Source organism: Microbacterium testaceum, from assembly GCF_001476655.1.
Classification (GTDB): Bacteria; Actinomycetota; Actinomycetes; order Actinomycetales; family Microbacteriaceae; genus Microbacterium; species Microbacterium testaceum_C.
On the sequence record NZ_LDRT01000139.1, the window covers coordinates 1 to 16,822 of the forward strand.

Consider the following 16,822-nt stretch of genomic DNA (forward strand, 5'->3'; position numbering starts at 1 on the left):
GCGGGGCGCGGTGCCGGGGCTGGAGGACACCGGGCGCGGCGCGGGAGTGGCCGTCCTGCTGGGAGCGGGGGTGCCGCCGGATCTCCTGCGCCGCATACTCGGGGCAGACAGCACAACTCCTGCAGATCGCACGGACGGCGCGCGGGAGGCCGGCTTACGGGTGGATCTGCAGGAGTTGTGCTCCCCGCACTGACACAACCCCCTCGGCATCCACCCCTCCGACGGTGTTCACTGGACCCATGCGATCGATCTGGAAGGGCGCTCTGACGTTCGGCCTCGTCAACGTGCCCGTGAAGGTGTACTCGGCCACGGAAGACCACGACGTCTCCCTGCATCAGGTGCACAACGCCGACGGCGGGCGCATCCGGTACCAGCGCATCTGCGAGATCGACGGCGAGGTCGTGCCCTACAGCGACATCGACAAGGCGTACGACGACGGCGAGCAGACGGTGGTCCTCACGAAAGACGACCTCGCGTCGCTGCCCAGCGAACGCAGCCGTGAGATCGAGGTCGTCGAGTTCGTGCCGAGCGACCAGGTCGACCTGCTGACCCTCGACAAGGCGTACTACCTCGAACCGGACTCCTCGTCGCCCAAGGCCTACGTCCTCCTGCGCAAGACGCTCGAGCAGACCGACCGTACCGCGATCGTGCGCTTCTCCCTGCGTCAGAAGACCCGGCTCGCTGCGCTGCGCGTCCGCGACGAGGTGCTCGTGCTGCAGACGCTGCTCTGGGCGGACGAGGTGCGGGAGGCCGCGTTCCCCGCGCTGGAGGAGAGCGTGCGCATCTCGGCGAAGGAGCTCGAGATGTCGGCCTCGCTGGTCGAGAGCTTCTCGAAGGACTTCGACCCCGAGGAGTTCACCGACGAGTACCAGGAGGAGCTGCGCACCCTGATCGATGCGAAGCTCGCGCAGGGCGACGCGATCGACACGGATGCCACCTTCGGCAAGGCCGAGGAAGAAGACGGCGGCGAAGTCATCGACCTCATGGAGGCGCTGCGCGCGAGCGTCGAGCGCAGTCGCGCGGCGCGCGCCGAGAAGGACGAACCCGCGAAGAAGAAGGCCCCCGCGAAGAAGAAGAGCTCGAAAGCGTCTTAGCGCGCGGGCTGGTCCCCGTCTTCGAGCGTCTTCGGGTCGAGCGTCAGGGACTCGGCCTCGGCGGGCGTCACAACGCCTTCGCGCTTGGCGGCGGCGCGCTCACGGAAGTAGTGGATGCCGATGAAGAGCGCGGTGCCGGCGACGGCGGCGAGCAGGATCACGTCGATGTACTCGGTCACGATGTCGCGGATGAAGGGGATGTATCCCACCGCGTAGCCGAGCATCGTGAGGCCGATGCCCCAGAGCACCGCTCCGATGAAGTTGTAGAGCGTGTACTTGCGCCACGGCATGTGGCCGACGCCTGCCGCGATGGGGGCGAAAGTGCGCACGACCGGGACGAAGCGCGCGAGGATCACGGTGAGGCCGCCGAACCGCACGAAGAAGGCGTTTGTGCGCTCGACGTTCTTCTTGCTGAAGATGCCCGAGTCTTTGCGTTCGAAGATCGACGGTCCGGCCTTGTGCCCGATGTAATACCCGACCTCGCCGCCGATGAACGCGGCGACGCCGATCGCGAGCGCGACCCACCACGCGTTGATGCCGAAGACGCCGTTGGGGGCGGCGGGCGACGAGTGCGAGAGAAGGCCCGCCATGATCAGCAGTGTGTCGCCGGGAAGGAGGAACCCGATGAGCAGGCCGGTCTCGGCGAAGATGATGAAGCAGACCACCAGCAGGGCCCAGGGCTGGGAGTTGGTGATGATCGTCGCGGGGTCGAGCCACGGGAGCAGGGCGGTGGGGTGGATCACATCGGTCCCGTCGGGTCGGAGAGGTCGTGCTCGGGTACGGCAGTCGTCGTGCGGAAGGGGGGACTTGAACCCCCACGCCCGAAGGCACAGGAACCTAAATCCTGCGTGTCTGCCAATTTCACCACTCCCGCGAGTGGGTTCAGTCTAAACGCGCGCGAGCGTCCCACCATGGGAAGCCGCCGTCAACCCCCGACGAGTTCGCCCGCGATGATCGTGTGGACGTTCCGAGTCTCGTGGATGCCGTCAGCCGGCCCCGCGAAGGGATTTCGGTCCGCGATGGCGATATCGGCCGGCGCTCCGCGGTCGAGCGTGCCCGGTCCGAGGCCGAGCAGGTCGGCGGAGCCGCGGGTGTAGGCGTCGAGTGCCACGCTCAGGGGAAGCGCCTGCGCGGCGCCGAGGGGCTCGGCATACGCGTCCCCCGGCGGACGACGCGTCACCGCCACGTGCACGCCCAGCCACGGGTCGAACGTCGACACGGGCCAGTCCGACCCCATCGCGAGGCTTGCACCGCTTCGCCGGAGCGAGGCGAAGGGGTACAGCGCGTCGGCGCGATCCGCCCCCAGGAGCGGGAGCGTCACGTCGCGCACGAGGTCGTTCCGACAGGCCCAATACGGCTGGCAGTTGGCCGTGACCCCGAGCTCCGCGAATCGCGGAACATCGGACGGCGTGACGAGCTCGAGGTGGGCGATGTGGTTTCGGACGCCGGCGCGGACGGCCGCCGGGACAGAGGCGAATCCGTCGAGGGCATCGCGTACGGCCGCGTTGGCCAGGGCGTGGACGTGCACAGAGATGCCGGCCGCGTTCAGAGCGGGCACCAGCCGTTGCACCACGGCGGGGTCGAAGTACGACAGGCCGTGTGAGCCGTCGGGATACGGCGCGCACACGTGCGCGGTGCGCGTCTCGATGATCCCGTCGAGCATGAGCTTCGCGGTCCGGGTCGGGAATCCCGCCGCGGTGTTCGCGCGAGCGCGCTCGACGCAGTCCGCGACGAACGCGTCGATCGTGTCCCGGGTGAGATCGCGCGGTACCCAGATCGCACCTGTCGCTCGCCCGACGAGGTTTCCCGAGGTCGTGAGCTGGCGGTACGCATCCGAGAAGTCCGGGTAGCCGGCGTAGAGGCCGAGCGCCGCCTCCTGCCAGCCCGTGATGCCCGTCGCGATGACGTCGCGTGAGATCGCGTGCAGCGCGCGGGCGACGTCGACGGTGTCTGCCGGCGGCACGAGCGGCGACACCCGCTGCATCGCCCCCTCCCGGAGCGTTCCGCTCGGGGTCCCGTCGGCGGAGCGCTCGATCCGCCCGTCGAACGGATCGGGGGTGTCGTGATCGATCCCCGCCGCTTGCAGCGCCGCGCTGTTCACCCACGCGCCGTGGTGATCGGCATCCAGGAACAGGGCGGGCCGATCCGGGACGAGCGCGTCGAGGTGTGCGGCGGTGGGGCCCGAGTGCGGAAAGAGCGTGGGATCCCAGCCCCCGCCGACGATCCACGATGCCGTCGAACCGGCCGCGAACGCCCGCACCCTGCGCTCGATCTCGGCGAGCGAGTCGGCTCCCGCGAGGTCGCATCGCAGCGCATCGACCGCGCCGCCGCCGAGGTGGATGTGGGCGTCGACGAATCCGGGTGCGATGAGTCCTCCGCGGGCGTCGAGCTCGTCGTCGACGACGCCCATCACCCCGCGCACCTCGTGGCGCGTCCCCGTCGCCACGACCTCGCCGTCGCGAACACCCACGGCATCGCCCTCGGTGAGGACGCCGGCCGAGAAGAGGACGCCGTTGGCCACGAGAAGACTGCTCATCCGCTCAGTGTGGCGGCCCGCCCCGCGACACGCCGAGGGAATGCCGCCGAGCGACAGCTCCTTGTCTTCTCCATGCGAGCGATCACGTACTCCCAGACCGGTGACTCCTCCGTCCTCACGCTCGGCGAGCGTCGTCTCCCCGAGCCCGGCCCCGGTGAGGTGCGCGTGCGCATCGCCGTGTCGGGGGTGAACCCGACCGACTGGAAGGCCCGCGAGGGCGGTCGTCCCTTCTCTTTCCCCGAGGTGACGCCGAACCAGGACGGGGCGGGGACCGTGGATGCCGTAGGCGCGGGCGTGTCGTCGGTCTCGGCCGGACAGCGCGTCTGGGTGTACCTCGCGCAGCACGAGCGCCCGACGGGTACGGCGGCCGAGTACGCGGTGGTCCCCGCCGAGCGGGCGGTTCCGCTCGCGGACGACGCCTCGTTCGCGCTCGGGGCCAGCCTCGGCGTCCCGGCGATGACGGCGCATCGTGCGCTGACCGTGCACGAGGACGGTCCGTCGCGACTCGCCCCCGGCGCCTTGGCCGGACGCACGGTCCTCGTGCAGGGCGGTGCCGGGGCCGTGGGCCACGCGGCGATCCAGCTCGCGGTGTGGGCGGGAGCGAGCGTGATCGCGACTGTCAGCAGCGACGAGAAGGAGGCGCTGGCGCGCGCGGCGGGCGCTCACCACGTGCTGCAGTACCCGAGCGAGACGCTGGCCGCCGGCATCCGGGAGCTGGCTCCTGAGGGGGTGCAGCACATCGTCGAGGTGGCGATCGCCGACAACGCTGCTGTCGACGTCGAGGTCATCGCCAACCACGGGACCATCGGGTATTACGCCGACAACGGCGGTGACACCTTCTCCGCCGCAGTGCGGGCGAGCTTCGCGAAGAACGTCCGCTGGCAGGGACTGCTGCTGTACACGGTGGGGGAGACCGCTCTCGCGGCCGCTGCCGAAGACGTGTCCGCCGCGGTCGCCGACGGTGCGCTTCCCGTCGGGGGCGATTCCGGCCTGCCGCTGACGTGGTTCCCGCTCGACGAGACGGCGGCGGCGCACGACGCCGTCGCGGCCGGGGCGACGGGGAAGGTCCTGATCCGCGTCAGCGACGAGGACTGACCGCCCGGCCCAGCCCGCGCCAGCCGATCGCGGCGGCGGCGCCCGCGAGAGTGAGGGCGGCGATCCCGAGCGCGATCGGGCTGCCCCACCGGTGGGCGAGCCCGCCGATCACGGCCCCCGCCACGAGTGAGGACCACAGCAGGAGCGGGCGGCGCCACGCGGTGCGGGAGCCGCCGGTGAGCAGGGCGGCGAGCCCGAGCCCGAGGCTCACCAGCGTCCCCGTGGCGTAGGTGATGGCGACGCGCGCGCGGCCCTCCGCCAGGAACAGCGTGTTCAACGCCCCCATCGCCGCCGCGAGGAGGCCGACGCGCCAGAGGGTGGAGTCGCCCCCGAGCGCGAGGGCGGCGGCGAGGGCGACAGCCGTCGCCGAACCCGCGACGACCCCGGCACGGGGACGCGCGGCCCGCAGGCTCACGGTGGCGCCGACGGTGACACCGATCACGAACGCGGCGATGATCCCGATCGAGACGAAGGCGACCCCGGACTCTCCATTCAGGAGGTCGACCGCGCCCTGCGTCGAGTTGCCGCTCATGAACGAGACGAAGAGACCACCCGTGTCGAGGAACCCGACCGCGTCGACGAAACCCGCGACAGCGGCCAGCGCGGCCGAGAGAGTCAGCGCGCCACGGTCCACGTCCTTCACGGCGTCCTCCCGGTTCATCTCACCGGTTCGCATCTTCCTTCGCGCGAGGCGGCGGGGCAAATCGCCGGTCCCGAGACGCCGTCGGGGCCGTGTGCTCAGCGCACACGACCCCGACGGTCGATCCGGTGGTGCCTACTCCTGCGGGCGGCGGCGGGCGACGACCGTGCCGGCTGCGATGAGCGCACCGATCACGAGCATTCCGACACCGATCGCGGGCAGGGGCGAGCCCTCGGCGTTCGAGCCGGTCTTCGCGAGGTTGTCGCGCGGTCCGGGGCCGGTCGTCGTGCTCGGCGAGGGGCTGGGCTGGGCCGTCGGCTCTGTCGTGGGCTGCGCCGTCGGCTCGGTGGTGGGCTCGGTCGTCGGCTCGACCGTGGGCTCGACGGTCGGCTCGGGCGACGGCTCGACCGCCGCGGTCCACGCGAGGGCGGCGGCCGCGTGGCCGATCGCCGGGGCGAAGATGTCGACCGAGTCGCGGTTGATGTTCGCGAGCGTGTCGTCGACCGTGTGGTAGTTGCGGTCCATGAAGACGCCGGACGTCCCGCCGAACATCTCGACCTGTTCCTCGGTCTTGATGTCGTCACCTCCCGAGAACAGACCGCCCGCGGGCACGCCGTTGTCGATGAACGCCTGGTAGTCGGAGCGGCCGGAGTACTCCGTGTCGATCCACGGCTGTTCGATCGCGTCGAAGTAGTCGGTGTAGATCTTCTCGATCGCCTCCGACCCCTCGGGGATGTTCACGCCGTCGGCCGGAAACGTCGACCGGTCCGCGTCGTAGACGCCGACGGTGAAGTTCTCCGAGCCGATCATGTCGTAGTTGAGGTACGACGAGATGCGATCCCATTCGGCCGGGTCGTTCGCGACGAGGTCGTTGACGTAGGCGGTCGAGCCGAGAAGGCCGATCTCCTCCGCGCCCCAGAGGGCGAGGCGGATCCGCTTGTCGTTGGGGACCTCGGATGCCGCGATCTTCTCCGCGAGCGCGAGCACGGCCGCGGAGCCCGAGGCGTTGTCGTTCACGCCCGGACCCTCCGCGACGCCGTCGAGGTGGGCGCCGATGACGACGGTGTCGTCGGGGTCGCCCGCGGTGCTGTCGGCGATGATGTTGAAGGATTTCCCGACGAGGAACTGCTTCTCGATGGTGGCGGTGCCCTCGACGGGCGCGTCCTCCGGTGCCGCCGTGATGAGCGCCTGGATCGCGTCGCCGCTCGCCTGCGGGAGCGTGGCGGCGGGGGAGTCCTCTTCGTTTCGGGGACCCGAGGTGACGTTGGTCAGCTGGTCCTCGGGAGCGGTGTTCTCCTCCGGCGGACGCTCGTTGTTGTAGATGAAGACCGCGGCGGCTCCGGCATCCGAGGCGAAGCCGATCTTCTCCTCGAAGGAGCAGATGCCGCGCTGCACGAGGACGATCGAGCCGGCCGGCACCTCGGCGAAGTCGCTCGCGGCGCAACCGAGGAAGCCGCCGTCCTCCGAGACGGGCAGCGCGAGAGGCGCGGTGACGTCACCGTCGGTGCCCTCGCTGTTGTCGAAGTGCGAACCGGTGTAGACCGTGCCGTCGACGACGAGCGAGGCCACGCCGAAGTCGGAGTAGGGCACGTCGAACGCGTGGCGGGTCACGGTGAAGGCGCCGGTGTCGGCGAGGACCTTCTCGGCGTACTGCGCGGCGGCTTCGTATCCCGGGCCGTCCCATGTCCGGTACCCCTCATCCGCGTACGATTCGCTGATCGTCGAGAGCTCGGTCAGGTGCGTCATGACGTCGGCGCCGGTCAGCCCGAGGTCGTTCGGAGCCTCGGCGTCCGGCGCGGCGAACGCCGCGGGGGCGATCATCAGCGCACCGCCGACGAGCGCACTCGTCGCCGCGATCGCGGACGCGCGTCGCACGCGCCGGGGAGGGGGAATCAGGGTGTTTCTGGGCACAGGAATGCACCTCTCCGCGGGCATCGATGCCCGCATCATCCAGGGGGAATGACGCGTCGTCCGGAGAAGACGATCGCGTTTCGATTCTGTCGGGAGAATGTCGGAACCAACAAGGGTCGCCGGAATTTTTACGGGGTCGAAACAATTCCGGCGATGAAAATCACCGTGCGCGCGGCACGTATCGCGGTACCCACCGCACGAAGCCGAACGCGCCGAGAGCGGCGATCACACCCATGGCGCCCACGGCTCCCGAGAGCGACACCGTGGCGGTCAGAGCCGAGATCAGGACGGGGGCGACGGCACCCCCGGCGTCCGTCAGGGTGCGCCACGAACCGAGGAAGGCGGCGGGTTCCTCGGCGGGGGCGAGGTCGGCGCCGAGAGTGAGCAGGATGCCGCTGGACAACCCGTTGCCCACCCCCAGGACCGCGGCGAACATCGCGAACCACATCGCCGCGCCGGTGAGGTCGTGCGTGAAAGCGAGGGCGAGGAACCCCGCCCCCATGAGGATCATGGCGGGCAGCGCCGCCCACAGGCGGCCGAAGCGGTCCATCACCTGGCCGCTCGCGTAGAACAAGGCGAAGTCGATCGCGCCGGAGACGCCGACGACCACGGCGATCGTCGAGGCATCCAATCCGAGCGAGACGCCCCAGAGGGGGAGCACGACCTGGCGGGCCGAGCGCACGGCGGACAGGGACGCCGCAGCGAGACCGAGCCGCGCGAGCACCCCGCGGAAGCGCCACATCGTGCGGAAGACGCCCGCCCGCTCCGTGATCGGGATGGCTCCGCTCACCGGCTCGCCCGTGTCCTCGGCGTCGCGGGAGTCGACGTCGGGCTTCTCGGCGACGGCGGCCCCGCCCACAGGGACAGCCTTCTCGGGATCGGGCCCCAGGAACACGAGAAGGATCGTGGCGATCTGGCACACGGCGAAGAAGAGAATGGATGCCTTCTCGTCGCCGAAGATCCCGAGCAATGCCGCAGAGATGAAAGGGCCGACGAACATTCCGAGGCGGAATGTCCCGCCGAGCAGCGAGAGCGCGCGGGCTCGGAAAGGCAGGGGCACCCGTGTCGTCATGAACGAATGCCGGGCCAGCGAGAAAGACGCTGCGCAGAATCCGATGAGGAAGACCGCGGCCGCGAAGATCGCGAGCGTTCCGGCGAACACGACGCCCACCAGGCCGCCGAGGACGACGATGCCGGCCACTCCCATCGTGATCCGCTCTCCGAAGCGTGCGACCGCCCAGCCCGCGGGAATGTTGCCGCACAACTGCCCGACGACGAGGGCCGCGGCGACCAGCGCCGCCAGGGCGACGTCGGCGCCGAGGCGGTTCGCGATCACCGGGATGAGGGGGATGACGGCGCCCTCTCCGATCGCGAACAGGAGGGTGGGCCCGTAGATCATGGGGGCGAAGCGCACCAGCACGCCCCGAGGAGAGTCGGCGGTCACCGTGTCCACGATAGGCTGATTCCAAATGCTCGAACTCGATTTGACCGCCGACATCCAGGCGCTGCGCTCGACCTTCGCCGATATCCAGGCCGTGGTCGACGTCGACGCACTCACCGCCGACATCGACCGCCTCAGCGAAGAGGCCGGTGCCCCCGACCTCTGGGACGACGTCGACAATGCGCAGAAGGTGACCAGCCGCCTCAGCCACCGGCAAGCCGAGCTCAAGCGCCTCACCGAGATCGAGCAGCGCCTCGACGACCTCGAGGTGCTCGTCGAGCTCGCGATCGAGATGGATGACGAAGACAGCGCCGACGAGGCGCGCCGCGAACTGGCCGCACTGAAAGACGTGATCGGCCAGCTCGAGGTGCAGACTCTCCTCGACGGAGAATACGACTCCCGCTCCGCCGTCGTGACGATCCGCTCGGGAGCGGGCGGCGACGACGCCACCGACTTCGCCGAGATGCTCCTGCGCATGTACCTGCGTTGGGCGGAGCGGCACAAGTACCCCGTGAAGGTCATGGACACCTCTTACGCCGAGGGTGCCGGCATCAAGTCGGCGACCTTCGAGGTCGACGTCCCCTACGCCTACGGCACACTCTCGGTCGAGGCCGGCACGCACCGCCTCGCACGCATCAGCCCCTTCGGCGGTGCCGACAAACGCCAGACCAGCTTCGCCGCGGTCGAGGTCATCCCCGTGATGGAGGAGGCCGTCGAGGTCGAGGTGCCCGAGGGGGACATCCGCGTCGATGTGTTCCGTTCCTCCGGCCCCGGCGGACAGTCCGTCAACACGACCGACTCGGCCGTGCGCATCACGCACCTCCCCACCGGCCTCGTCGTGTCGATGCAGAACGAGAAGTCGCAGATCCAGAACCGCGCCGCCGCCATGCGCGTCCTGCAGACCCGCCTCCTCCTGCTCAAGCGCGAGGAAGAAGCAGCGAAGAAGAAAGAGCTCGCCGGCACGATCACCGCGAGCTGGGGCGACCAGATGCGCTCCTACTTCCTCTACGGCCAGCAGCTCGTGAAGGACCTGCGCACCGGCTACGAGGTGGGCAACCCCGCCGTCGTCTTCGACGGCGACCTCGACGGTCTCATCGCCGCCGGAATCCGCTGGCGCAAGCGCAAAGACGACGACGACTGAGTCGAACGCCGGGGTCTCGGCATCCATAGGGTTTTCCCGGATGCCGACACGGCGCGTCCTGTCGGGCTCCTCGGAACGCGCGTTTAGGCTCGTCGAGCCATGATCCGGTTCGAGAATGTCACCAAGCGGTATCGCGGCACCACGAAGCCCGCGCTGAGCGCAGTCGACTTCGAGGTGCAGCGCGGAGAGTTCGTCTTCCTCGTCGGCGCCTCGGGTTCGGGGAAGTCGTCGTGCCTGCAGCTGATCCTGCGGGCCGAGACCCCGAGCGAAGGGCGCGTCGTCGTGCTCGGTCGCGACCTGCGCACCCTGTCGAACCGCAAGGTTCCCTACTTCCGTCGGCACATCGGTTCGGTGTTCCAGGACTTCCGGCTGCTGCCGAACAAGACCGTGCACCAGAACGTCGCCTTCACGCTGCAGGTGACGGGCGCCTCGCGCGGCTTCGTGCAGCAGGCCGTTCCCGAGGTGCTCGCTCTCGTCGGTCTCGACGGCAAAGAGAAGCGCCTGCCGCACGAGCTCTCCGGCGGTGAGCAGCAGCGCGTCGCGATCGCGCGCGCCCTCGTGAACCGCCCCCAGGTCCTGCTGGCCGACGAGCCCACGGGAAACCTCGACCCCGGCACCTCCATCGACATCATGCGGCTCCTCGCGCGGATCAATGCCGGCGGCACGACCGTCGTCATGGCGACGCACGAGGCCGGCTTCGTCGACCAGATGCAGCGGCGCGTGATCGAGCTGCGCGGCGGCGAGATGGTGCGCGACGAGCGGCACGGCGGCTACGGAGACCGTTCCGGTCTGCCGGTGCTGGCACCCGAGGTCGAGAAGGGTGCGGCGGCCGTGGCCGCCCTCACCGCGGTGCTCGAGGTGCAGCGCGAAGTCACGAGCATCACCGGGCCGGTGGAACCGTTGCGCGGCCCGGAGGGATCGGAGCAGGTCTCTGCCGCTCCCGTCGAGCCTGAGTCGCCGTCGGTGACCACTGCCGCCGCGGAACGCCGCGAGCCCGGGACGAACACGCGCTCCATCCCCGTGAGCACCCCCGAGGTCGACGCGCTCGGCCTCGCCGACAAACTCGGACTCGCCGAGAAGAAAGACCGCGACGACGAAGTGGGACCCACGTCATGAGGTTCGGGCTCATCCTCTCGGAGGCCTTCTCGGGTCTTCGCCGCAACGCGTCGATGGTCATCTCGGTCATCCTCGTCACGTTCGTCTCGCTGACCTTCGTCGGCGCGGCGATGCTCATGCAGATGCAGATCGGCAAGATGCAGTCGTACTGGGCCGATCGCGCTCAGGTCGCCGTCTTCATGTGCTCCACGGTGTCGGACTCCGCCACCTGTACGCCCGGTGAGGCGGCGACGCAGGAGCAGATCGACGCCGTCCGCGCGACCCTCGAAGGTGACGCGCTCAAGCCGCTGATCCGCGACTACAGCTTCTCGACGAGCGACGAGGCGTTCCAGAACGCCCAGGGACTCCTGTCGTCCGACATCGCCGGTGTCGTCACCGCGGACCAGTTCAACGCGACCTTCAGCATCAACCTCGTCAACCAGAGTCAGTCCGACGTGATCGCGGAAGCGTTCAGCGGGCAGGCCGGGGTCGAGGAGGTCAAGGATCAGATGCAGTATCTAGAACCGCTGTTCCAGTCGCTCACGGTCGCCACCTATGTCGCGGTCGGGATCGCCGGACTCATGCTCATCGCGGCGGTCCTGCTGATCGCGACGACCATTCGCCTCTCCGCGTTCGCGCGGCGCAGGGAGCTCGGCATCATGCGCCTCGTCGGGGCGTCCAACCGCTTCATCCAGACCCCCTTCATCCTCGAGGGCGTCCTCGCCGCTCTCATCGGGTCGGCGCTCGCGAGCGTCGCGGTGTGGGCGATCGTCCAGGTCGGTGTGGAGCGCTATCTCCGCGATCGGATCGGCTTCATCACGTCGTGGGTGGGCCTGTCGGACGTCGCGATCGTGGTGCCGGTGATCGTCGTGATCGGTGTGGTCCTGTCGGCGCTGAGTGCCGGTTTCGCCATTCGGCGATGGCTGCGCGCCTGATCCCGTAGACTGAGGGGCTCTGTGTGCCCATGATCATGAGGAGGTGGCACCATGCCTCGTGAGCAGGGGGAGAAGCTCATCGCGTCCAATAAGAAGGCGCGTCACGACTACGCCATCGAGAAGACGTACGAAGCGGGTCTCGTTCTGACGGGAACCGAGGTCAAGTCGCTGCGCCAGGGGCGTGCGAACCTGACCGACGGCTATGCGTACATCGACGGCGGACAGGCCTATCTCGATGCCGTCCACATCCCGGAGTACTCCCAGGGGCACTGGACGAACCACTCGGCCAAGCGCACGCGCAAGCTGCTGCTGCACAAAGAAGAGATCGTGAAGCTCTCGCACGCGGTGGCCGCGGGCGGCTACACACTCGTCCCGTTGCGCCTGTACTTCCTCGACGGGCGCGCCAAGGTCGAGATCGCGGTGGCCAAGGGCAAGCGCGAGTTCGAGAAGCGGCAGACCATCCGCGAGCGTGAGGACAAGCGCGAGGCGGAACGCGCGATGCGGACGAAGAACCGTCTGGGCGAGTGAGCCGCCGCGTCACTCCGCGCGGAAGCGTCCTTCGACGGTCGAGCTGACGACGATCTCGGACGGCTGCAGGCTGAACGACGGCCCGCTGTCGGCGGACATGGCGCGCGCGGCGAAGGCGGGCGGGTTCTCCGGTCGCGCCGCCAGGAGCCCGGCATCCGCGATCTCGACGGCGGTGACGGATGCCAGTCCCAGGGCATCCGCGTAGGCCGTGGCGCGCTCGACCGCGACGTGGACCGCGTCGGCGGCGACGTCTCGCTCGACGCGGGCGCGTGTCTCGGTGGAAAGGCGCCACTCCACCGCGGTCACCTGGACGTCGTCGGACTCGGCAACGTCGCCGAGCCACCATGACAGCGCCCCCGCGTCGGTGAAGGTGGCCGACAGTTCGACCGCGGCGTGGTGGACGAGGGGGAGTTGGGCGCCCTCGTTGTTCCACGGCCGGTCGGACCACACCGACACCCGTGCGCTCGACCACTCGGACACCTCGCCCGATCGGAGGTGCGCGACGAGCCCGTCCTGCACCGACGAGGCGCGTTCCTGCGCGCGCTCGACCACCGGCCCGCGCACGGGTCCGTCTGTCACGACAGTGACGCGGACGACTGCTTCCTCGGCGCGCACGCGCGCGGTGCTCTCGCCGCGGACGGTGATGACGACCTCGCTCATGCCGCGAGCCTACGGCAGGGTGCGGCGCGGATCGGTCGTGCGGCGTTCGTGTGTGGCGCGCCGTCCGTGGTGCGGCGGACGGACTTCGCGGGACCGTTCCGGGACGGGGGGAGAGCGTCCGGGGGAATCACGGAGTCTCGCGAAGCGTTGTAGAGTGTGATGCTCGGGCACCGCTGAAGAAGACGGCGACCGAGGTGGTAATTCAACAGGGTGACAGTGGCCACTCCGAAACGGAGTTCCCGGGGCTGATCGGTTTCGACAGCGCCTGCGAACCCGCGAGAAGCGGGCCGAGGATGTGGGGTTATCTCGTAAACGCTCCCTGCAAAACAATAAGTGCCGATGCTAAGCGCACTGACTTCGCCCTCGCTGCGTAAGCGAGCCCGATAGTCCGTCAGACCGTGTGTGACCCCGCCACGGATCCTGGCGTCATTTAGGGGTCTTGCTGCGTGACGGCGTCTGGACGTCACGCGGGACTCTTCCCAGGCTGGGCTTGTCGACTTAGGTGTCTGTGACAAAGGTCGGAGCCGAGCAGAACGTCTTCACAGACTGCGCCCGGAGAAAACGCGGAGACCCAGCGTTGGACGGGGGTTCGATTCCCCCCAGCTCCACGAGCCACTGTCACCTCGACGACGCCCCCGCTCCCACCCGTCTCGGTGGGGTGGGGGCGTCGTCGTCTCCGCTGTCGTCAGGCGGCGGGACGCGTGTGGAAGTCGGTCTCGTCCGAGACGCCGTTGAGCTCGAGGTAGATGCGGCCCTCGGTCCGCGTGAGCGTGGCCGTGCTGCGCCGCTCGATGTGCCCGGCCATCCGCTCGACGAACCCCGGGTCGAAGCTGTGCAGGAGCACCTCGTCGGCCCGGTGTATCCGCTTGCCTGCCCAGGGGGCGGCGACCTTCTCGGGGTCGCGGTGCGTGTAGACGGCGGTGCGCGCGGCCTTCATGCTGCCGGTGTGGAGGCGGGCGGCATCCGGAGCCCCGACCTCGATCCACGCGACCAGGGCGCCCGTGAGGTCGCGCACCAGGACGGCGGGCTCGTCCGTCGCCGAGATCCCCTCGCTGAAGTCGATGCCCTCCTCGTACTCGAGGCAGTAGGCGAGCACGCGCGTGAGCATGTAGGCGTCCGTCTCGGAGGGGTGCCGGGCGACGCGGATCGATAGCTCGTCGTACACGCCGCGATCGACGTCCGAGAGCTGCACCGTGAACGTGTGAATGGTCGCGCCGATAGCCACGAGGGTCGAGCCTACGCGAGTGCTTGTCGCGGTCCTCACCCAGCGCCTAGCGTCGAGGGATGCCAGATCCCCGTGCCCTGCGTATCGATGTCGGCCCGTTCCGCCTGGAGCCCACGCCCGCCGCCGGCACCTGGACCGCTGTCGCGCGCGGCGACGGCGGGGGAGCGGCATCCGGGATCACCGCGTCGTGGAGCGACTGGGTCGCCTTCGCCGAGAAGGTGCGACGGGCCGACGAGCTCTGGCGCGAGCGCGAAGCGCGGGGCGACGCGTGGGACGAGGGGTTCGTCGCGGCGAGGGATGCCGCCGCGGTGAACCCGTACCGGTGAGTGGTCAGGGACCCTCGACGAGGAAGAGACTCTGGCGCGTGTCGGCGAGCTTCACCCAGCCGTCTCCGAAGAGGTAGGTGATGCCGTAGCCATCGCTGTCGCCTCTCCCGCCGACCCACGAGGAGTTCTCGGTGACGTAGGTGCCGTTCGAGCCTTCTTCGCGGCGCCACCCCGAGGCGACGAGCTCGCTTTCGGCCTCGGAGGCCGCGGCGTCGTCGATCGGCGCCCAGCCGAACACCTGGACGCGATCCGTCGTGATGCGCTGATCGCCCCATTTGCACTGGATCCCGCCGGCGATCTCGGTCGCGCCGATGCGGAACGGCTCGATGCTCACGCTCCATCCGAGGCTGCGGAAGTCGTCGGCCGTGCTCTTCGGGATGATCGTGTCGCAGGTCGGCTCGGCCGCGGCGGTCGGGCTGTCGCTGGCGACGGGATCGGGCGCGGACGTCGTGGCTCCGTCCCGGGGTTCTTGTGCCGCCGCTGTCGGTGCGGGGACGGACCCGGAGCACCCGGCGAGGGCGACGACGCTCAGGGCGAGCGCCGAAAGGGTCAGGGCGAAGCGCCGGGTCACGCGGGATCCTCCGCGCGCAGCACGGCGAGGAAGTCGTCGTGGAGCAGGCCGTTCGTCGCGAACGAGGACCCGGCGTCGAGGCGATCCGACCCGTCGAAGGCGGTGAAGCGTCCGCCGGCCTCGCGCACGATGGGAGCGATCGCGGCGATGTCGTACTCCTGCACGCCGAACTCGGCGACGAGCTCGAGACGCCCCTCGGCGAGCCACATGTACGGCAGGGCGTCGCCGTAGCCGCGATCACGCCAGACCGCGCGGGACAGGCGGTCGAGCGCCGGGAGCAGGTCGACGTCGTTCCACTGTTCGATGCTCTGGAAGCTGATGCTCGCCTTCGCCACGTCGTCGATAGCGGAGACATGGATGCTGCGGGGTTCCCCCGAGGGGGTGTTCGTCCACGCGCCGTGTCCGGTGGCGGCCCACCATCGTCGCCCGAGAGCGGGCTGGCTCACGACGCCGAGGACCGGGACGCCGTCGACGGTGAGGGCGATCAACGTCGCCCAGATCGGGATGCCGCGCATGTAGTTGTGCGTGCCGTCGATCGGGTCGATCACCCAGCGCCGCGCGGTGTCGCCCGAGGTGCCGAACTCTTCGCCCAGAACCGCGTCGCCGGGGCGTTCGGCATCCAGAATCTCTCGGATCGCGCGCTCGGTGGCGAGGTCGGCCTCGGTCACGTGCGTGCGGTCGGCCTTGGTGTCGATGCGCAGGTCGTCGGCGTCGAAGCGCGCCATGGCGACCGCATCGGCGGCGTCCGCCAGGCGCAGAGCGAGCGCGAGGTCGTCGGCGAGGGTGGGGACGATCTCGTCGGGAGTCTGGGACACGGCTCCAGGATAACGGGCGACGCGGGGCCGATTTGGTGCGGCCGCGTCACGCCTGGTAACGTAATCCCTCGGTTCGCCAAGCAAATCTGAGGCGGATCAGCCTGCACCTCTAGCTCAATCGGCAGAGCAACTGACTCTTAATCAGTGGGTTCTGGGTTCGAGTCCCAGGGGGTGCACGCACGGGCCTCCACCTTCGGGTGGGGGCCCTTTCTCTTTTCCGTGCGAGCCGCTATTGCACCGTCGACCACGCGATGTCGACGAGGCAGAGGCCGCCGTCGTCCTCCCGGTAGAACAGGTCTCCCGGGTACTCGACCCCGGATGCCACGCGCCCGGCGGGCAGCGACAGATTGATGCTCCATGTCGGATCGTGCTCGGCCTGCGTGGGCCAGTAGTCGGCGACGAACTCTTCGGGCTCCTCGGCGGAAAGCCCATCCCAGGCGGAGGGGGAACCGAGATCCTGGTCCCGCCCGGAGCAGACGAGCCCTTCCGCGTCGCCCGCTGCCGCAGCATCGATGAGCTCCCGAGTGGTGTCGATCACGTGCGCGCCCTCACGGCCCCAGATCAGGCCGTCGAGCGAACAGCCCGTCAGAACGAGCGCGGAGGCGGTCGTCAGGGTCGCGGCGATGCGGCGTCGTGTCCGGCTCATGCGTTCACGCTATCCGTGGCCCCTTATCGTGCGTGTATACCGCCTGTCACGCGGTGGAAGACGGCGGGACCCTCTGCGAGCATCGGAGACCCGCGAACAGCGCCGCAGAACCGGCGCGGCCCGAGGACACAAGGAGCCCCCCACCGTGACCGACACCCCGCCC

General features: G+C 69.5%; 17 protein-coding genes, 2 tRNA genes and 1 other RNA gene. 9 read left to right on the plus strand and 11 right to left on the minus strand.

What is annotated here, in order from left to right; genetic code table 11:
- Positions 1 to 239: 239 nt before the first annotated feature.
- Positions 240 to 1,094 carry a non-homologous end joining protein Ku gene (gene ku, locus NS220_RS16195; protein WP_058625051.1) on the plus strand — a complete coding sequence of 285 codons (855 nt, stop codon included), beginning with the start codon at positions 240 to 242 and terminating at the stop codon, positions 1,092 to 1,094.
- On the opposite strand, the gene NS220_RS16200 is transcribed toward ku, so the two are convergent.
- The 3 genes from NS220_RS16200 to NS220_RS16210 all read right to left on the minus strand — a co-directional run bounded on the left by NS220_RS16200 (position 1,091) and on the right by NS220_RS16210 (position 3,630).
- Positions 1,091 to 1,837 (minus strand): DedA family protein, encoded by a 747-nt coding sequence (locus tag NS220_RS16200; RefSeq protein WP_440589475.1) that lies wholly within the window; start codon positions 1,835 to 1,837, stop codon positions 1,091 to 1,093. The genes ku and NS220_RS16200 overlap by 4 nt on opposite strands.
- 49 nt (positions 1,838 to 1,886) lie before the next feature.
- Positions 1,887 to 1,968, minus strand: a tRNA-Leu gene (locus tag NS220_RS16205).
- A gap of 51 nt (positions 1,969 to 2,019) precedes the next feature.
- Entirely contained in the window at positions 2,020 to 3,630 is a 1,611-nt protein-coding gene (locus NS220_RS16210; protein WP_058625052.1) for an amidohydrolase, read from the minus strand.
- A gap of 72 nt (positions 3,631 to 3,702) precedes the next feature.
- Between NS220_RS16210 and NS220_RS16215 the strand changes: the two genes are divergently transcribed.
- Positions 3,703 to 4,725 carry an NADPH:quinone reductase gene (locus tag NS220_RS16215; RefSeq protein ID WP_058625064.1) on the plus strand — a complete coding sequence of 341 codons (1,023 nt, stop codon included), beginning with the start codon at positions 3,703 to 3,705 and terminating at the stop codon, positions 4,723 to 4,725.
- Here the strand turns inward: NS220_RS16215 and NS220_RS16220 are convergent.
- From NS220_RS16220 to NS220_RS16230, 3 genes are all read right to left on the minus strand, one after another.
- Complete coding sequence (locus tag NS220_RS16220) at positions 4,709 to 5,386, minus strand: YoaK family protein (protein WP_242864653.1); 678 nt, start codon at positions 5,384 to 5,386, stop codon at positions 4,709 to 4,711. The genes NS220_RS16215 and NS220_RS16220 overlap by 17 nt on opposite strands.
- A 114-nt stretch (positions 5,387 to 5,500) precedes the next feature.
- Complete coding sequence (locus NS220_RS16225; RefSeq protein ID WP_193755398.1) at positions 5,501 to 7,276, minus strand: M20/M25/M40 family metallo-hydrolase; 1,776 nt, start codon at positions 7,274 to 7,276, stop codon at positions 5,501 to 5,503.
- 160 nt (positions 7,277 to 7,436) lie between these two features.
- Positions 7,437 to 8,675, minus strand: coding sequence for an MFS transporter (locus NS220_RS16230; protein WP_058625066.1), 1,239 nt, complete (start codon positions 8,673 to 8,675; stop codon positions 7,437 to 7,439).
- Between the two features lie 70 nt (positions 8,676 to 8,745).
- On the opposite strand from NS220_RS16230, the gene prfB reads away from it, so the two are divergent.
- From prfB to smpB, 4 genes are all read left to right on the plus strand, one after another.
- Positions 8,746 to 9,858 carry a peptide chain release factor 2 gene (prfB, locus tag NS220_RS16235; RefSeq protein WP_058625054.1) on the plus strand — a complete coding sequence of 371 codons (1,113 nt, stop codon included), beginning with the start codon at positions 8,746 to 8,748 and terminating at the stop codon, positions 9,856 to 9,858.
- Positions 9,859 to 9,957: 99 nt separating this feature from the next.
- Positions 9,958 to 10,974, plus strand: a complete 1,017-nt coding sequence (gene ftsE / locus NS220_RS16240; RefSeq protein ID WP_058625055.1) for a cell division ATP-binding protein FtsE — start codon at positions 9,958 to 9,960, stop codon at positions 10,972 to 10,974.
- Positions 10,971 to 11,888 (plus strand): permease-like cell division protein FtsX, encoded by a 918-nt coding sequence (gene ftsX / locus NS220_RS16245; protein ID WP_058625056.1) that lies wholly within the window; start codon positions 10,971 to 10,973, stop codon positions 11,886 to 11,888. Before ftsE ends, ftsX begins: the two co-directional genes overlap by 4 nt.
- A 51-nt stretch (positions 11,889 to 11,939) precedes the next feature.
- A complete protein-coding gene (gene smpB, locus NS220_RS16250; protein WP_013586260.1) occupies positions 11,940 to 12,416 on the plus strand; it encodes an SsrA-binding protein SmpB in 477 nt (158 codons plus the stop codon).
- A 9-nt stretch (positions 12,417 to 12,425) separates the two neighbouring features.
- Here smpB and NS220_RS16255 read toward each other — a convergent pair whose 3' ends face one another.
- The gene (locus tag NS220_RS16255) at positions 12,426 to 13,076 is read right to left on the minus strand and encodes an SIMPL domain-containing protein (protein ID WP_058625057.1); all 651 of its coding nucleotides are present in this window, start codon (positions 13,074 to 13,076) and stop codon (positions 12,426 to 12,428) included.
- Positions 13,077 to 13,317: 241 nt separating this feature from the next.
- Here NS220_RS16255 and ssrA point away from each other — a divergent pair.
- Positions 13,318 to 13,687, plus strand: a transfer-messenger RNA (tmRNA) gene (gene ssrA / locus NS220_RS19435).
- 74 nt (positions 13,688 to 13,761) lie between these two features.
- On the opposite strand, the gene NS220_RS16260 is transcribed toward ssrA, so the two are convergent.
- Entirely contained in the window at positions 13,762 to 14,301 is a 540-nt protein-coding gene (locus NS220_RS16260) for a YaeQ family protein (protein ID WP_058625058.1), read from the minus strand.
- Between the two features lie 59 nt (positions 14,302 to 14,360).
- Here NS220_RS16260 and NS220_RS16265 point away from each other — a divergent pair, with 59 nt between their 5' ends.
- On the plus strand, positions 14,361 to 14,627 hold the full coding sequence (locus tag NS220_RS16265) for a hypothetical protein (protein WP_058625059.1): 267 nt from the start codon (positions 14,361 to 14,363) through the stop codon (positions 14,625 to 14,627).
- A gap of 4 nt (positions 14,628 to 14,631) precedes the next feature.
- Here the strand turns inward: NS220_RS16265 and NS220_RS16270 are convergent, their stop codons facing one another.
- Both NS220_RS16270 and NS220_RS16275 read right to left on the minus strand, forming a co-directional pair.
- Positions 14,632 to 15,198: a hypothetical protein gene (locus tag NS220_RS16270; protein ID WP_058625060.1), complete on the minus strand. Its 567-nt coding sequence runs from the start codon at positions 15,196 to 15,198 to the stop codon at positions 14,632 to 14,634.
- The gene (locus NS220_RS16275) at positions 15,195 to 16,013 is read right to left on the minus strand and encodes an inositol monophosphatase family protein (protein WP_058625061.1); all 819 of its coding nucleotides are present in this window, start codon (positions 16,011 to 16,013) and stop codon (positions 15,195 to 15,197) included. The genes NS220_RS16270 and NS220_RS16275 overlap by 4 nt, the downstream gene beginning before the upstream one ends.
- A gap of 103 nt (positions 16,014 to 16,116) precedes the next feature.
- Between NS220_RS16275 and NS220_RS16280 the strand changes: the two genes are divergently transcribed.
- Positions 16,117 to 16,189, plus strand: a tRNA-Lys gene (locus tag NS220_RS16280).
- 53 nt (positions 16,190 to 16,242) lie between these two features.
- On the opposite strand, the gene NS220_RS16285 is transcribed toward NS220_RS16280, so the two are convergent.
- Positions 16,243 to 16,659, minus strand: a complete 417-nt coding sequence (locus NS220_RS16285) for a hypothetical protein (RefSeq protein ID WP_058625062.1) — start codon at positions 16,657 to 16,659, stop codon at positions 16,243 to 16,245.
- Positions 16,660 to 16,822: the final 163 nt, after the last annotated feature.

Coding starts and splice junctions, on each gene's coding strand:
- prfB (WP_058625054.1), top strand. CDS start 8,746: ATGCTCGAACTCGATTTGACCGCCGACATCCAGGCGCTGCGCTCGACC.
- NS220_RS16285 (WP_058625062.1), bottom strand. CDS start 16,659: ATGAGCCGGACACGACGCCGCATCGCCGCGACCCTGACGACCGCCTCC.
- NS220_RS16215 (WP_058625064.1), top strand. CDS start 3,703: ATGCGAGCGATCACGTACTCCCAGACCGGTGACTCCTCCGTCCTCACG.
- NS220_RS16230 (WP_058625066.1), bottom strand. CDS start 8,675: ATGATCTACGGGCCCACCCTCCTGTTCGCGATCGGAGAGGGCGCCGTC.
- NS220_RS16220 (WP_242864653.1), bottom strand. CDS start 5,386: ATGAACCGGGAGGACGCCGTGAAGGACGTGGACCGTGGCGCGCTGACT.
- NS220_RS16255 (WP_058625057.1), bottom strand. CDS start 13,076: ATGAGCGAGGTCGTCATCACCGTCCGCGGCGAGAGCACCGCGCGCGTG.
- ftsX (WP_058625056.1), top strand. CDS start 10,971: ATGAGGTTCGGGCTCATCCTCTCGGAGGCCTTCTCGGGTCTTCGCCGC.
- smpB (WP_013586260.1), top strand. CDS start 11,940: ATGCCTCGTGAGCAGGGGGAGAAGCTCATCGCGTCCAATAAGAAGGCG.
- NS220_RS16210 (WP_058625052.1), bottom strand. CDS start 3,630: ATGAGCAGTCTTCTCGTGGCCAACGGCGTCCTCTTCTCGGCCGGCGTC.
- NS220_RS16265 (WP_058625059.1), top strand. CDS start 14,361: ATGCCAGATCCCCGTGCCCTGCGTATCGATGTCGGCCCGTTCCGCCTG.
- ftsE (WP_058625055.1), top strand. CDS start 9,958: ATGATCCGGTTCGAGAATGTCACCAAGCGGTATCGCGGCACCACGAAG.
- ku (WP_058625051.1), top strand. CDS start 240: ATGCGATCGATCTGGAAGGGCGCTCTGACGTTCGGCCTCGTCAACGTG.